Origin of the sequence: Streptomyces sp. P17 (assembly GCF_032436805.1) — a bacterium.
GTDB lineage: Bacteria > Actinomycetota > Actinomycetes > Streptomycetales > Streptomycetaceae > Streptomyces.
Window position 1 is genome coordinate 1 of sequence record NZ_JAVRBF010000429.1, and the last position, 369, is coordinate 369.

Sequence of the window (369 nt, forward strand, 5' to 3'; positions counted from 1 at the left end):
GGGACGCCTCGGGTTTCCGCGACTCAAGGCCGGCACGTGCTGGAGGCCGAGGCCGGATCCATGGCGGGCTGGGGCTTGCGGGTTGGCGTGCGGGTGGCGGTCGAGGCGGACTGTGGCATGGGGTGAGCCGTGACCGTCGGTACGGCCGCAATGGACCCCCCTCGTCATCGCGCACTCTGACAGCAAGGATGCCGCCGCGACCTGGGAGAAGCCCTACAACTCGTCGGGCTGCGGGGTGAGCCCAGAGGGCGTAAGCCGCAGTGAGATCAGAAGTGAGGCAGGCAGGGTGGCGCTGTCGGGCGATTCCGTCTTCAGGAAGAACTCCAGGGCACCGTGGGCGAGTCCGCTCTCGGCGGTGTTGCGCAGCGT

At 69.1% G+C, this 369-nt stretch carries 1 pseudogene; it reads left to right on the forward strand.

What is annotated here, in order from left to right:
- Nucleotides 1–126, forward strand: a pseudogene (locus tag RMT89_RS41600) (DUF192 domain-containing protein); the annotation flags it as partial.
- Nucleotides 127–369 lie beyond the last annotated feature (243 nt).